At 63.1% G+C, this 14,815-nt stretch carries 10 protein-coding genes; 7 read left to right on the forward strand and 3 right to left on the reverse strand.

Annotated features, from left to right (window positions below; genetic code table 11):
- Positions 1–25 precede the first annotated feature (25 nt).
- The 3 genes from AC2FMD_RS07305 to AC2FMD_RS07315 form a co-directional block, all read right to left on the reverse strand.
- Positions 26–1,555 carry a phospholipase D family protein gene (locus AC2FMD_RS07305; RefSeq protein ID WP_496794857.1) on the reverse strand — a complete coding sequence of 510 codons (1,530 nt, stop codon included), beginning with the start codon at positions 1,553–1,555 and terminating at the stop codon, positions 26–28.
- A gap of 207 nt (positions 1,556–1,762) precedes the next feature.
- A complete protein-coding gene (gene trhA, locus AC2FMD_RS07310; protein ID WP_496683110.1) occupies positions 1,763–2,431 on the reverse strand; it encodes a PAQR family membrane homeostasis protein TrhA in 669 nt (222 codons plus the stop codon).
- A 69-nt stretch (positions 2,432–2,500) separates the two neighbouring features.
- Entirely contained in the window at positions 2,501–4,828 is a 2,328-nt protein-coding gene (locus AC2FMD_RS07315) for a fatty acid cis/trans isomerase (RefSeq protein WP_496794858.1), read from the reverse strand.
- A gap of 161 nt (positions 4,829–4,989) precedes the next feature.
- Between AC2FMD_RS07315 and AC2FMD_RS07320 the strand changes: the two genes are divergently transcribed.
- The 7 genes from AC2FMD_RS07320 to AC2FMD_RS07350 all read left to right on the forward strand — a co-directional run bounded on the left by AC2FMD_RS07320 (position 4,990) and on the right by AC2FMD_RS07350 (position 14,774).
- Positions 4,990–8,538, forward strand: a complete 3,549-nt coding sequence (locus tag AC2FMD_RS07320; protein WP_496794859.1) for an AAA family ATPase — start codon at positions 4,990–4,992, stop codon at positions 8,536–8,538.
- Positions 8,539–8,568: 30 nt separating this feature from the next.
- Positions 8,569–8,826: a DUF4242 domain-containing protein gene (locus tag AC2FMD_RS07325; RefSeq protein WP_496683117.1), complete on the forward strand. Its 258-nt coding sequence runs from the start codon at positions 8,569–8,571 to the stop codon at positions 8,824–8,826.
- A 104-nt stretch (positions 8,827–8,930) separates the two neighbouring features.
- A complete protein-coding gene (locus AC2FMD_RS07330; RefSeq protein ID WP_496683119.1) occupies positions 8,931–10,346 on the forward strand; it encodes an FAD-binding oxidoreductase in 1,416 nt (471 codons plus the stop codon).
- Between the two features lie 105 nt (positions 10,347–10,451).
- Positions 10,452–11,267, forward strand: coding sequence for an ABC transporter substrate-binding protein (locus tag AC2FMD_RS07335; protein ID WP_496685602.1), 816 nt, complete (start codon positions 10,452–10,454; stop codon positions 11,265–11,267).
- Position 11,268: 1 nt separating this feature from the next.
- Positions 11,269–12,102: an amino acid ABC transporter permease gene (locus AC2FMD_RS07340; RefSeq protein ID WP_496685604.1), complete on the forward strand. Its 834-nt coding sequence runs from the start codon at positions 11,269–11,271 to the stop codon at positions 12,100–12,102.
- Positions 12,102–12,833 carry an amino acid ABC transporter ATP-binding protein gene (locus tag AC2FMD_RS07345; protein ID WP_496742958.1) on the forward strand — a complete coding sequence of 244 codons (732 nt, stop codon included), beginning with the start codon at positions 12,102–12,104 and terminating at the stop codon, positions 12,831–12,833. The genes AC2FMD_RS07340 and AC2FMD_RS07345 overlap by 1 nt, the downstream gene beginning before the upstream one ends.
- Before the next feature lie 96 nt (positions 12,834–12,929).
- Complete coding sequence (locus AC2FMD_RS07350) at positions 12,930–14,774, forward strand: amidohydrolase (protein ID WP_496742957.1); 1,845 nt, start codon at positions 12,930–12,932, stop codon at positions 14,772–14,774.
- The last annotated feature ends 41 nt before the right edge of the window (positions 14,775–14,815 follow it).

Here is a 14,815-nt window from a genome sequence, read left to right on the forward strand (position 1 = left end):
CGCCACGATCGGGCGTGGTCCCTGCTCACAGCTGCGACCCGATCGGCAGCAGGCTCAGGAACCCTGCAACGATGTGATCCCAGGCGCTGCCCGTTGGCTCGGTATCATATTCCAGCACCGTTCCGTCGGCCGCACGGGTCCGCCAGGTCAACTGCCCGGCTGGCCCCAGCGTGACCCGGTACGTATAGGCGGGTAGCGCGTCGTCCAGCGCACCGATGGCCTGTTCGGTCAGGGCGGGCGAGTCGATCAGGATTCCCATCTCGGTGTTGATGTTGACCGAGCGGGGGTCCCAGTTGAACGACCCCACGAACAGGTATCGATCATCAATCGCGAAAGCCTTGGAATGTAGCCCCGACCGAGACTGCGCCCAGTTGATGCCCTGTCGCTGCTGTTGATAGTTGTCGGGTCGCAGTTCGTACAGATCGACGCCGCCGCGCAGCAACGGTCTGCGTTTCGTGGCGTAATGGGCATAGACGGGAAGCACATCGTTCGATGCCAGCGAGTTGGTGACGACCCGGACATCGACGCCTCGGCGCTCGAGTGCGGTCAGCCACCGGACACCGCTGTTGCGGGGCACGAAATAGGCCGAAACGATGGTGACCTCGGATTTTGCTGTCTCGAAATATGGCAGCAGTTGCGCGGCAAGGATCGGATCCGCGATGTCGGCGCCGGCTGCCTTGGCAGGCGGGTCCGCATAGAGTCGGGCCGGCACCCAATCCAGCGAAAGGGCCCCGTCTGCAAAGTTTTCCTGCGCCGACCGGCGCAGCGCGGCGCCATAGGGTGTTCGCTTCGCGTCTTCGACCAATTGGCGCAACCGGTCGCGGGCGGCGGCAAGGCTGAATTCCGGCGGCCCGACAACCGCGCGGGCGGGCACCGCGAACGGACTGTTCCAGTAGTCATCGAAGCTTTTGGAAACTTCGGTCACCACCGGCCCCGCAGCCAGCACATCGAGATCGGCATAGTTCATTTCCTCGCGGGCGAGAAAATACTCGGCCCCGATGTTCCGCCCGCCCACGATGGTAAACAGATTGTCGGCCGTCATGGACTTGTTGTGCATCCGTCGATTGATCCGCTTGAAATCGGTCAAACCGGCCACGACCAAGCTTTGATCGCGCCAGAACGGGTTGAACAGCCTGATTTCGATGTTTTCGTGCAGGTCCAGTGCGGCGGTCATCGCGTCATAGCCTGCGGTGTCCATATCATCCAGCAACAAGCGGACGCGCACTCCGCGATCAGCCGCCTGAAGAAGGCTGGCTGCAAAAAGATGCCCCGTCGGGTCGTCATGCAGCAGGTAATATTGTGCGTCGATCGTGCGTTCGGCGGCGGCCGCCATCAACAGCCGAGAGACCAGCGCCTGTTCTCCATCGCTGACAAGTCGCACGCCCGAGCGCCCGTCCCCAGGGTCGCCCAACCGGCGCGCCGCGCGTCCTAGTTTGCTGTCTTCACGGGCGGGCTGATAGTTGGACACCGTCTTTTCGTACATGCGCTCCTTGGGTGCGCAGCCAAGCAGCGCGACCAGACAGACCAGACCGGCTATGATTTGCCGCAGCTTCATGCAGACCCTCCCTTCGCAGGGTCTCAGATGACACTGCCACGGCCCCCCGGTTCAAGCCCCTTGCGGATCAGCGGTGCAGGTTTTCGGCGGCCTGTGGCGATTGCGCAGGGCGGGTCGGCCAGCCCCGTTCGCCGTAGTGGTAGCCGACTGCCTTCCGACCCGAGACACCCGACGGCGAAAAAAAACACCACTTGGAACGCGCGGCGTCTACAGGCCCAAGACCGGTTCAGGCAGAACCCGCATGCAGACAGCGGCAAAAAACAGACCGCTGCCCGACAGCACGAACACATGCCAGATCGTGTTGTGATACGGGATCCAGTCCAGCAGATAGAACGCAACGCCGGCCGTGTAGACCAGCCCACCCGCGATCATCAGGATCACGACCGCCGAGGGCAGATCGGCCAGAACACCCTGGCCCGCCCAAACGATGGCCCATCCCATCATCAGGTAAAGCGCCAGCCCGAACCACCGGAACCTGTGCGGAGCGATCATCTTCAGGGCCGAACCCAGCGTGGCCGACGACCACAGACCAAACAGCAAGCCCGGCGCCTGCCCGCCGGACAACAGCAGGAACGGCGTATAGGTTCCGGCGATCTTGACGTAGATCCCCGAGTGGTCGAGACGCCGCAGAACATCGGTCCATTCCGGGCTCTGGCTCATGTTGTAGAGCGCTGAAAAACTCAGCATTAAGACAAGCGTCACGCCGTAGATCAACGCGCCCCAGACCGCGGCGGGCTCGGGTCCGGACTGCACGGTCTGGCCGACCAGGATCGGTACCGCGACCAATGCCGCACCAACGCCCAGTACATGTACTACCCCGTCGCTGACGCGTTCGGACCGGCTGTAGGTCGGGCGAATTTCGGCAAAGGATTTCATCCCCACCAGGATAGGCCAGCGCTCGGCCCCGGGCAAGCCGGGTGTCGATGACCTTCGGGTGTCGGGCCTCTATGAGGGTTGATCGTCCGCCTTCGGGTCCTTGTAGCGGTTGAGGTCCAGAACGCCGGACTGAACCGGCGCTTGCCGTGCCAACATCTCGTGCAGGCGGTCGCTGAGCCTCCAGAAGTCGGAGCTTGTCCTGCGTATGCCGTAAGTGGCGATGACATTCATATAGTCGCTTTGCGAGCGGATCGCCTTCACGGCAGACACGAAGTCGGGCAACGCGTCGCTGGACACGCGGAAGAAGAAATTGGGATAGCTTCCGATCAGCCCGGGCAACACCGTGATCGTGTCGTCCCGGGGCAGGCGTCGTGCGTGTTCGCGGAACAGAAATGCAACGTTGGAATGGGCCTTGTCATGGACGAGGGAAAAGACCTCGGTCTGGTCTTCGCCATGTTCGACCAGCAAAACCGACAGGTCGGGCAGATATCTGACCCACGGGCCGGTTTGGCTGGACAACTGCCGCAGCAGCGTCGCGCTGGGGTCGCTGGTACAGGCGTCACCCGTGCAGCGATTGATCGGGTCGGTGACCGGCCACAGCCCGTTCCCGCGGTTCAGCAAGTTCAGCAGAAACTCGGCCTTGGGGTTGTCGGTGCCGAAGGCGATCCCGGTCGGGAAATCGTCATCGAGACGGCGCTGATGCCAATAGGTGTGCAACTCGGCAAGAAATCCCTGATACCAGCCATCATGCATCCGGGTTCGGATTTCGGCCGGCATGAAGGTCAGGAAACTATCTTCGCTCTCCATACGCAGCTCATTCATGTACAGCCGTGTGGCCAGCTGATGCGCGACCCGGCCGAACACGTCGTAGCCTGCGACCAGATTGTAATAGATCCTCTCGAACACCGGATAGTCGATCACCCAGGCGGTTTCCGGGATGTCGCCGTGAAACCCGATCATCGCCGAGGCGTTGTCAAAGTGCCGAAACACGGTGATCAATGCCTGTGGATTCGTCCCGCCCCCGTCCCAGATCGCATCATAGCCGAACCCCGTCCGATGCGCCGGGCTGTTGCGATAGCGGGCGTCGCGAAACTGAAGGTATTCCACCTGATTGCGGTGATAGAGCGACTGGAGATCGCCCAGCACCCCTTCATCGGCCCCGGCGACCGGCAATTCGAGATAGGCCGCGCCCTGGGCAAGATAGCTGGGATCGGTCACCGACAGATCCGCCTCGGGGTCAAGGAAACTGACCCAGAACCGGTCTTCGATCACGTTGACCGCCGTCTGCCCATGACAGACCGGGCCTCGGATGAAGCTGCGCACGAAGAACAGCGCGTCGTCCAACAAAAACTCATAGCGGCTGCGGGCGGGGAGCGCAGCGAAAGTGCTGAACGGGTTGCCGCCCTCTGCATCGCCATAGGGCGGCAGTTGTTCCAGCGACCAGTCGGGTTCAAGAAACAGCTCCCTATACCGGTCCATACGCCGGGACCCGAACGGATAAACGAGGTGTTCCTTGTGCACGATGGTCTCGGTCACAAGTTGCAGCCGATAGTAGAACGGCCTTGCGCCGGGGTCGTCGAAGGGCCGGCGGGACGCGATGACGGAGATCGGCTGCCCCGGCGGCGTCGTGGACCTTACCATCTGAAAGAACCGGCGCGGGTCGTCATCCGGGAAATGTAGGCGCGCCAGGAACAGATGTTCGAACAAGTAGCGGCTGGTCAACCGGCTACGGAGATCGTCGGCGTTCAGAAAGGCCTCCCACCTATCGACCTTCGCCTGGACCGAAGCTGGCAGATCCGCTGCTTCCGGATCGAGTGTCCCGCCGGCCCGCGCCCATTCGCGCAACAGGGTGAACTCGTCATCCGACAACCGCGCGGCAGCGTAGGGCATTCCGGCCAAGGGGTGTTTGCGCCGAAACGCATCGAATTCCTGCGGCGACGGGCAGACCAGTTCGCGGTTGATCGAAAGACCCAGCTCTTGCGGAACGGGCTCTCCCTCGGGCAGCGGCGCGGCGTGGCCCAGATCCAGAAAGCGTTCCAGCAGACTGAGTTGTCCGGGCTTTTGCCCCGGACCTCCGGCGACCGTGTGGAACCCCAGCGCGCGCCAGTCCGGCACGGTTCGGGCGTCGAGCCCAAGCCGCGTGGGCGGCGCATCTGTCAGCCGGTCGGTGTCGTAGACCACCTGCTTGGTCCCGCCGCGCGCCACGCCTTCGGGTGCGGTCAGCTTCAGTTGGCAGGGCGCGTCATAGCAGCTGTGGCAGACGACGCATCGCCGGTTCAGCAGGTCTCTGACCTGTACGGTGCCCGTCACGCCCGTTTCAACGGCGTTCTGGGCGCAGGCACCCATTGGGATGATCAACCCAGCCAAAACGATCAGTGCAAGGCCGGCTACCGTCATTCGGAATTGAAAAAATCCGCTGCGCTGCATGGCTGGACTCTGCCCGATCAAGGAATTGAAACGTCAGCGCAGTCTGATCCGCCCAAACCTGCGTGTCGAGACATTTTCGGCCGCACTGACCGATTGCTTGATTGACACCGCATAACCCCGCATGATCAGGCATGGACAGCACGGTCGAGACATGGCTGCACGATCTGGGCCTGGACCAGTATGCCGATGCGTTTGCACAGAACGACGTCGATGAACGGGTGCTGCCCTTGCTGTCCGACGCTGACCTGCGCGAACTGGGTGTCAGCCTTGGGCACCGGAAGCTCATACTGGCGGCGGCGCGGGATTTGGGCGGCACGCCGGACGGGTCGCCGCACCCTGCCATCCCTTTGCCCGAGGCGGCGGGGGCCGTGTCCGACCAAGCTGACCTTGCGGCTGCCGAGCGCCGGCACCTGACCGTGTTCTTTGCCGATCTTGTCGGCTCGACCGAACTGACCAACCGGATTGACCCGGAAGACATGCGGACCCTGCTGCAGCGCTATCAGGACGCCGTCGCCGGGGCCGTCAGCCGGTATGGCGGCTATGTCGCCAAATATCTGGGTGACGGGTTGCTTGTCTTTTTCGGTTGGCCGCGCGCCTACGAGGATCACGCGATCCGCGCGGTCAAAGCAGGCCAGGAGTCGGTGGCGCGGGTCAAGGCGCTGCAAACCCCGGACGGGACCCCGCTGTCGGTTCGGATCGGCATCGCCAGCGGCGACGTGGTCGTGGGTGACGCGATCGGCAAAAACACCTATGAGGAAGGGGCGATGACCGGGCCGGTCTTGAACCTGGCCGCCCGCATCCAGGAACGAGCGCCGCCGAACGCCGTGGTCGTCCCGCAGGAGGACGCCACGACGGCGTTGCAGGGCGTATTCGAATTCGCCGAACTGGGGCAGGTTCCGCTCAAGGGGTTCGATGCACCGCGGAGTTTGATGCAAGTTGTGGCGGAACGCAGCGCCGAGAGCCGCTTTCGCGCCGTGCATGACTGTGCGGCCCAAAACAGGTTGATCGGGCGCGAGACGGAAAAGGACATCCTGCTGCAGTCGTGGCGGCAGGTGAAGGATGGCGCGGGCCAGGTGATCCTGCTGGGCGGCGAGGCCGGTATGGGCAAGTCCCGGCTGGTCGAGGCTTTTCTTGCGGACCCCAACGTGGCGGAACACGCCGACATCATCCGCCTGAACTGCTCGCCCTACCTGACCAGCAGCCCGTTTCACCCGGTCGCGGCACGGATTTCGCAGGATGCGGGCGTTGGGCACGATTTCGACGACGACAGGGTTCAGGAGCATGTGCGCGGGATGCTATCCCGGCGTCAGGGTCTGAAACTCGACCAGGTGCTCCCGGTATTTGCGGCCCTGGTTGCGCCGCACAGCGCGCTGGCCCAAACGGTTCTGAACCTTTCGCCGCAAGAGCAGCGTGACCTGACGATTCAGACGCTGATCACCACGGTCAGGGCGCGAGCGTCAAATCGTCCCGTCATCATTTTCGTCGAGGACGCCCATTGGATCGATGCCTCGACCTTGGCCCTTCTCGAGCGGTTCAAATCGATCTGTGTCGACCTGCCGTTGCTGATGGTTATCACTCATCGCCCCGAATGGGAAATGCGGACCGGCGCCGGCGATACCCATGTCCAGACATTGCAGTTGCGTCGCTTCGGGCCTGCCCAGGTCGGCGACCTGATCGAATCGTTGACCGGCCGCCCGACCGACCCCGAAATGGTGGCCAGCATCATCGAGAAAACCGACGGAATCCCGCTGTTCGTCGAGGAATTGACCCGAACGATCACCCAGACGGGCGATCTGCGCAATGTGCCCTCGTCGCTCAAGGGCACGTTGATGGCTCGGCTCGATGCGGTGTCGCCCGGCGCCAAACAGGTCGCCTTGGCCGCCTCGGTGATCGGGCGCGAGTTCGAGCCTGACCTGCTGCTGGAAATCATGTCCCTGGGCCCGGAAGACCTGCACACGCATCTCGATGAGTTGAGTCGCGCCGGTCTGATTTTTGAAAGTGGCCACCGCAAGGGGCATTTCGTATTTCGCCACGCGCTGATCCGCGACACGGCCTATCAATCCATGCTCAGCACCACACGCAAGGTCCAGCACGCCCAGGTGGCCCGAGCGCTGACCCTGCACCGCGCCGCTGACATCGAGCGCCGCCCGGAACCCGTCGCCCGGCACCTGACCGAGGCCGAGGATTGGGCCGCTGCCTTTGAACGGTGGCGCGCGGCCACCGAAATGGCCTTGGGCAGATCGGCCAGCCAAGAGGCCTTGGCCAACGCGGCCGAAGCGCTGAAGGCCGCGGGCCAGTTGGGCTCTGACGACAGCCGCGAGGTGATTGTTGCTACTTCGCTGCTGGGGCGTGCCCATGACAGCGCCGGGCAATTGCCCGAGGGGATTGCGCTGCTGCAACAAGCCATGGATGCGGCGCGGCGCACCGGCCGGGATGCGCTGGCCGCGGATATCACGAACCAGTTTGCGGATACCTGCATGATGGCCGGCCGGAATCATGAAAAGGCGATCTCGCTCTGCCTCGAGGCGCTGGAAAAACTGCCCGAGCAAGACGAGGCGCGCCGCTGCAGCCTCATGGGACAGATCTCCAAAGCCTGCATGTTCATTGGCCGCCTTGCCGAAGGCGCGGAATATGGTCAACGATGCATGGACTTGGCCGCGCGGCTGGGCGACCACAAATCGCAGTTTCACGTCATGATGACCCGCTATGGTGCGCCGTTCATCGCCCGGCAGGGCGACGACCGCTGGAACTGGCGGGAAAATCTGGAGGCGATGCACGCGACGGCGGAAAAACTGGGCAGCATCGACCAGGGGCGCGACCGCACGCTCAGTTTGTTCGTCGGTGCCGAGATGGCTGACCGTGCGTTGGTCGACAGCTCGCTGGACCTGTTGACCGAGATTTCGAGCAAGGACATGCATCTGCAACTTTATTGGGTGCAGATTCATGCCCGGGCCATGGTGGACATCTTGGACGGTCGGTTCGACCGGGCCGAAGCCTATGCGACCGAGGCGTTGAAGATCGGCCGTCAGACTCACGGTGCCCATGTCGAGGGCGTGTATGGCGTTCAGATGTTCACGATCCGTCGGGAACAGAACCGCCTTCACGAAGTGGCGCCCGTCGTCAAACGCCTGATGTCCGACAACCCGGAAGATGTCGCTTGGAAGCCCGGCTTTGGCCTGATCGCCGCCGAGCTTGGCTATTCCGAGGCAGCTGAACGAATCCTCGATGAGTTGTCCGAAACCGGCTTCGAGCTGCCGGAGGATGCGATGTATTCGACCACTCTGGGCTATCTCGCCGATATCTGCGTAGCGGTCGAACGGCGCGACCTCGCCGAGATCATCTATCAGAAACTGTTGCCCTTTCGCGATCTGACCATCACCGCCGGGGCAACTACCGTCTGCACCGGCGCCGCTGCACGACGGCTGGGCGCGCTGGCGGCGCTTTTGGGCGAATGGGACACTGCCGAGAGTCTGTTCGACACCGCGATGGCCGTCGATACAGCGATGGCCGCTCCACCCTGGATCGCCCATAGCCAAGCCGCCCGAGCCCGAGCATTGCGCCGCCGAGGTCGCCCTCAGGACCTTAGCATTGCCTTGGAGCTCGAGGTGGCAGCGTTGGCAACCGCGCGAGAATTGGCTATGGTTTCCTTGGCGTCAAGACTTGAGGGAGCAGCGTCCTAGTTTTCAGAAAGTGTGTACCGGGGGGGTGCCATGCCAAGATATATCATTGAACGAAATTTTGCCGAACAGCTTGATCTGGGAGACGACGACAAGATCAAGATCAAGGAAATCAACGATGAAGAGGGGATCGAGTGGATATTCTCGTTCCTCAGTGCCGACAAGCGCAAGACCTATTGCCTGTACGAAGCCCCGGACGAGGAAAGTCTGCGCAAGGCGGCGAAGCGCCTGAACATTCCTGCTGACGTCATCACGCCGGTTGACCGTGTCGACCCAGGCCTTTTCGCCTGACGTAGCATCCGATCTCAGTTGCGCCCGACGCCGGCAACAGGCGAAAGGGCACCCGCAGAGGCAGACAAGCAAGGATCCTGTCCACCTGATCTGGAGGACCGATAATGTTTGACCTGATAACGCTGAACGGCAGCACCAAATCCGTGGACCAAGACGCGCTTGACGCTTTGGACGCGGCGCTACGCGGCTCCGTCTTCCTACCCGGTAGCCCGGAATACGATGACGCCCGGACCACTTGGAACAGCATTGTCGACCGCAAACCCGGCTTTGTGATCCGGGCGCTCGGCGCCAGCGATGTGCAAAAGGCCATCAATTTCGTGCGCGAGGCGGGGCTGATCATGTCCGTCCGCTCGGGCGGACATCAGATTGCCGGGCATGCGGTGGCCGATGATGCGGTGATGCTGGATTTGTCGCAGATGAAATCGGTGCATGTCGACCCGAAGGCGCGCACCGCGCGTGTGGCGCCAGGCGCGGTACTGGGTGACGTAGACCGAGAGACGCAGGCGCACGGGTTGGTGGTTCCGACGGGCATCAACTCGACCACGGGGATCGCCGGGTTGACCTTGGGCGGCGGCTTTGGCTGGACCACGCGCAAGTTCGGCATGACCATCGACAACCTGATCTCGGCCGAGGTGGTGCTGGCCGATGGCGCGATCGTGACCGCGTCGGAAAGCAGCCACCCGGACCTGTTCTGGGCCATCCGTGGGGGCGGTGGCAATTTCGGCGTGGTCACTTCGTTCGAGTTCCGCCTGCATCCGCTGGGGCCGCAAGTCCTGTCCGGCCTTGTGATCCACCCGCTTGAACAGGGTCCCTCGCTGTTGCCCGAATACGCCCGGATCGCCGACACCGCCCCTGACGAGCTGACGGTCTGGACGGTGATGCGCAAGGCCCCGCCGTTGCCCTTCCTGCCCGAAGACTGGCACGGGCGCGAGGTGCTGATCTTTGCCGCCTGTTATGCCGGGCCCATCGAAGACGGAGAAGCCGCGATGGAGCCGCTGCGCGCCCTCGGAGACCCGATCGTGGACGTGATCGCGCCGCACGCCTTCGTCGACTGGCAGGCCGCGTTCGACCCTCTGCTGACCCCCGGCGCGCGCAACTATTGGAAAAGCCACGATTTTGATGCCTTGCCCACGGATGCGGTCGCAGGGCTGCTCGACAGTATCTCGACCTTGCCGGACCCGGCTTGTGAAGTGTTCATCGCCCACGTCGGCGGCGCGATGGCACGGGTCGAGGCTGCGGCGACAGCCTATCCCCAACGCTCGGCCCATTTCATCATGAACGTGCACACCCGTTGGGAAGACCCAGCCAATGACGATGCCTGCATTGCTTGGGCGCGGGCGCTGTATGACCGCATGGTGCCGTATGCAACCGGCAGTGCCTATGTCAATTTCATGCCCGCGGATGAGGCCGCCGCCCTGTCATCGGCCTATGGTGCGAACGCGGCCCAATTGTCCCGGATCAAAGGCAGGTACGACCCCGGCAACCTGTTCCGGGTGAACCACAACATTCCACCCGCGTGACGGCTTGAACTTCTTGCGGTGTTTGGCATAGACCGCGACCAACTGGACAGGGTCGGCGGGCAACACTACCGTGGGCCCGACATTCCCAACAGGAGACCCAGATCCATGTCCAAGATGCTTTCGATCGCGGCCGCAACCCTTGCGTTCACCGCAACTTCGGCCCTTGCGGATGGGCATTGCGCCGCGGGCAAGACCCTGACCGAGGGCAAGTTCACCGTGGCCACCGGAAACCCGGCCTATTACCCTTGGGTGATGGATGACGCGCCCGAGTCCGGCCAAGGCTTTGAAGCCGCCGTCGCCTATGCCGTGGCCGAGGAGATGGGCTTTGCCGCTGATGACGTGGTTTGGGTCCGGTCGTCCTTTGACGAGGCGATCCAACCCGGCGCCAAGAACTTCGACGTGAACATCCAGCAATACTCGATCACGCCCGAGCGCGATCAGGTCGTCGATTTCTCGGCCCCTTACTACACCGCGCCGATGGCGGTTCTGGTCAGCGCAAACGCCGTTGACACCCCGCCCACGCTCGAGGCGCTGAAGGGCCTGCAATGGGGCGCGGTCGGCTCGACCACAGCGGTGCCGAAACTGGCCAACGTAATCCAGCCAAATGCCGATCCGCTGCTCTATGGCGACAATGCCGATGTGAACGCGGCCATGACCGCGAACCAGATCGACGCCGCGCTGTTCGACCTGCCCACTGCCCTGTTCCTGAGCGCGGTGATGATCGAAGGGTCCAAGGTAATCGGCCAGTTCCCTGCCGATCAAGGCGACAACCCCGATCAGTTCGGCATGTTGATGGAGGAAGGCAACCCGCTGAAATCCTGCGTGGATTCGGCCATCGCCGCGCTGACCGAAAGCGGCAAACTGGCCGAGATAGAGGCCAAGTGGCTGCAGGACACGACGGGCGTTCCGCTGATCAAGTGACATGACACAGAACAGAACGGCGGGCCCGACCCGCCGCGAACTTTTTGAGGCGCAGCAGCGGCGGCGGTCGATCCGGATCGCCGCGACCAGCACCGTTCTGGTCGTGTTGGCGCTGATCGTGCTGGTGCCGCTGGCACCGGGCTGGGCCAAGGTCCAGCAGAGCTTTTTCAACGGCGAGGTTCTGGTCAAGACCTTCCCGAAGCTGCTCGAGGCCTTTAAGATCAACGTGATGATCTTTGCTTGGTCGGCGCCCGCGATCGCGGTGCTGGGGCTACTGATCGCGCTGGCCCGCGACACCAAATCGCCCGCTCTGTTCCCGTTGCGTATCTTCGGCGCGGCCTTCACCGACATATTCCGCGGCGTGCCTGTGATCCTGACCGTCTATCTGATCGGCTTCGGCATTCCCGGGCTGGGTCTGGCCCGGCCGTGGAACTCGCCCTATATCTGGGGATCGCTGGCGCTGATCCTGACCTATTCGGCTTATGTGGCCGAGATTTTCCGCTCGGGCATCGACAGCGTACACCACAGCCAGCGCGCCGCCGCCCTGTCGCTGGGCCTGACCGAAGGCCAGGTGATGCGCGACGTGGTGCTGCCACAAGCCGTCCGCAACGTCGTGCCCTCGCAGATGAACATGTTGATCGCGCTGCAAAAGGACGTGTCGCTTCTCAGTTTCATCGGCCCGGTCGAGATCTTCCGCCAGGCCGGCGTGTTCAAATCGCTGCTGGCCAATTTCACGCCTTATGTGGGCGCGGCGATCATTTTTCTGATCGTGACCATCCCGGCGACGCGCTATGCCGACCACCTGATGGCCCGGCAGATGCGGGAGCGGCGCTGATGGCGAAACTGAACTTGCGCAACGTCGTCAAACGCTTTGGCGACCGCACCGTCTGCGACGGCATCGACCTGACCGTGGACGAGGGGCAGATGGTCTGCCTGATCGGCGCTTCGGGGGCGGGCAAATCCACCGTTCTGCGCTGCATCAACCTGCTCGAGCCGATCGAGGATGGTGAGATCCTGCTGGACGGGGTCGACATCTCGGTGCCCGGGCTGGATCCGCAATCGGTGCGCGCCCGCATCGGCATCGTGTTCCAGAGCTTCAACCTGTTTCCGCACATGACGGCGCTGGACAACGTGATGCTGGCGCCGCGCCGCGTGCGCGGCCGCACGCGCGCCGAACTGCTGCCCCAGATCGAAGAGATGTTCGAACGCTTCGGGCTGGCCGACCGGATGCACAACTATCCCGACCAACTATCTGGCGGGCAGCAGCAGCGGGTCGCCATCGTGCGCGCTTTGGCAATGCAGCCCGAGGTGATGTTGTTCGACGAGATCACCTCGGCCCTCGACCCGCAACTGGTGGGCGAGGTTCTGGACGTACTGCTGATGCTCAAACAGCAGGGCATGACCATGGTGATGGCCACGCACGAGATGGGCTTTGCCCGGCAGGCCGCCGACAAGGTGTGTTTCCTGCGGAACGGCCGCATTGTCGAGGAAGGCCCGCCCGAGCAGCTCTTTGACCACCCGCAGCAAGACGCCACACGGCAATTTCTGGCGCGCGCGCTCAAGTAAACGCCGGCGCCGGTTCAAAAATTGAACATTGCACGGGCCGGACGCCAACTTCGTGCTAGAGTCCACCGAACTGCCATATGCTGCTGGAGGTTCGGAATGCGTCTTTCAACCCTGTCTGCCGTGTGCGTTGCTGCCGGTCTTACCCTCAGCAACATGGCTTTGGCCCAACAGGTCGCTGACACGATCTATACCGGTGGTCCGATTCTGACAATCGATGACGCCCGGCCCACGGTACAGGCGGTCGCGGTCAAGGATGGGCGGATCATCGCGGTAGGTGAACTGACCGAGATGCGCAGTCATCAGGGCGAAGAAACGACGATCTTTGATCTGGACGGGCGCGCAATGTTGCCCGGCTTTGTCGACAGCCACGGTCACGTGGTCATGGGCGGTTTGCAAGCCTTGTCGGCGAACCTGCTGGCACCACCGGATGGCACGGTCACCGACATTGACAGCCTGCAGGCGGCGTTGTCCGCTTGGGCCGAGGCCAATAGCGACACGGTCGAAGCGATGGGGATGATCATCGGCTTCGGCTATGACAACGCGCAACTGGCCGAGCTGCGCCACCCCACCCGTTCCGAACTGGACGCGGTATCGCGCGACGTTCCGATCATGATCATCCACCAATCCGGCCATCTAGGGGTCGGCAATTCCAAAGCGCTCGAATTGGCCGGGATCACCGCAGAAACCGAGAACCCGCCCGGAGGCGTGATCCGAAAGGACGATGCCGGCCAGCCGAATGGCGTGCTGGAGGAATACGCATTCTTCGGCGCCTTGGTGCCCCTGCTTGGCAGTGTCGGCGAAGACGGGCTGCAGACTTTTGCGCGCGCCGGCAGCCGGATGTGGGCGCGCTTTGGCTACACCACCGCGCAAGAGGGGCGCTCCTCGGGTGCAGCAGTTCAGGCCCTGCGCCGGGTGGCCGCGGACGGCGACCTTCCGATCGACGTGGTGGCCTTTCCCGACGTTCTGGAATCGCGCGATTTCATCGCATCGGACGCGTCGCGCACCTATGCCGACCGGGTGCGAGTCGGCGGGTGCAAGCTGACAATCGACGGCTCGCCGCAAGGATTTACCGCGCTGCGGGATCGGCCCTACTACGATCCGGTCGGGGATTACCCGCCCGGCTATGCCGGCTACGCCGCCATCACGCGCGAGCAGTTGCAGGATTCGGTGAACTGGTGTTTCGAGAACGGTCTCCAGATCCTGACCCACTCCAATGGCGAGGGGGCCACGGACATGCTGATCGCCGCCATCGACGAGGCGCGGTTGACCTATGGGGATCCGGGCAATCGGCCTGTTCTGGTGCATGGTCAGTTCCTGCGCGAGGATCAGGTGGCCAGCCTCAAACGATTGGGCGTGTTCCCATCGCTGTTTCCGATGCACACCTTCTATTGGGGCGACTGGCACCGCGACCACACGGTCGGGCCGGTCAATGCCGACAACATCTCGCCCACCGGCTGGGTGACCGAGCGCGGCATGATGTTCGGTACGCATCACGACGCGCCTGTGGCATTTCCAGACAGCATGCGGGTCTTGGCAGCGACGGTTACCCGGCGCACCCGGTCGGGCGACATCCTGGGCCCGTATCAACGGGTCGATGTGATGACGGCGCTCAAGGCGATGACGATCTGGCCGGCATGGCAGCATTTCGAGGAAGATCAGAAGGGCTCGATCGAGGTGGGCAAACTGGCTGATTTCGTGATCCTTTCGGACGACCCGACCGCGGTCGACCCCGAAACGCTGGCCCAGCTTCGTGTGGTGACCACCATCAAAGAGGATGCGGTGATCTTCGACGCCGAAACAACGGTCAAAGAGGGGCGACTGGACCGTCGCCCCCTTGCCCCCGACCCGGTGACGGCACATCTGCTGCTGCATGCGCTGTATCAGGGCATGGATGTCGAACGGCCTTGGCTGGCGGACTTCACGCAGCCCTCGACCGAATGAATCGGCTTTCTGAGGTGGGGCAATAGAGATACCGTCGCCAC

Source organism: Ruegeria sp. BHSC276 (genome assembly GCF_059612945.1).

What these genes read in the sequence shown, in the direction of transcription:
- AC2FMD_RS07315 (WP_496794858.1), bottom strand. Translation starts at nt 4,828, where the DNA reads ATGACGGTAGCCGGCCTTGCACTGATCGTTTTGGCTGGGTTGATCATC.
- AC2FMD_RS07305 (WP_496794857.1), bottom strand. Translation starts at nt 1,555, where the DNA reads ATGAAGCTGCGGCAAATCATAGCCGGTCTGGTCTGTCTGGTCGCGCTG.
- AC2FMD_RS07320 (WP_496794859.1), top strand. Translation starts at nt 4,990, where the DNA reads ATGGACAGCACGGTCGAGACATGGCTGCACGATCTGGGCCTGGACCAG.
- trhA (WP_496683110.1), bottom strand. Translation starts at nt 2,431, where the DNA reads ATGAAATCCTTTGCCGAAATTCGCCCGACCTACAGCCGGTCCGAACGC.
- AC2FMD_RS07325 (WP_496683117.1), top strand. Translation starts at nt 8,569, where the DNA reads ATGCCAAGATATATCATTGAACGAAATTTTGCCGAACAGCTTGATCTG.
- AC2FMD_RS07335 (WP_496685602.1), top strand. Translation starts at nt 10,452, where the DNA reads ATGTCCAAGATGCTTTCGATCGCGGCCGCAACCCTTGCGTTCACCGCA.
- AC2FMD_RS07345 (WP_496742958.1), top strand. Translation starts at nt 12,102, where the DNA reads ATGGCGAAACTGAACTTGCGCAACGTCGTCAAACGCTTTGGCGACCGC.
- AC2FMD_RS07350 (WP_496742957.1), top strand. Translation starts at nt 12,930, where the DNA reads ATGCGTCTTTCAACCCTGTCTGCCGTGTGCGTTGCTGCCGGTCTTACC.
- AC2FMD_RS07340 (WP_496685604.1), top strand. Translation starts at nt 11,269, where the DNA reads ATGACACAGAACAGAACGGCGGGCCCGACCCGCCGCGAACTTTTTGAG.
- AC2FMD_RS07330 (WP_496683119.1), top strand. Translation starts at nt 8,931, where the DNA reads ATGTTTGACCTGATAACGCTGAACGGCAGCACCAAATCCGTGGACCAA.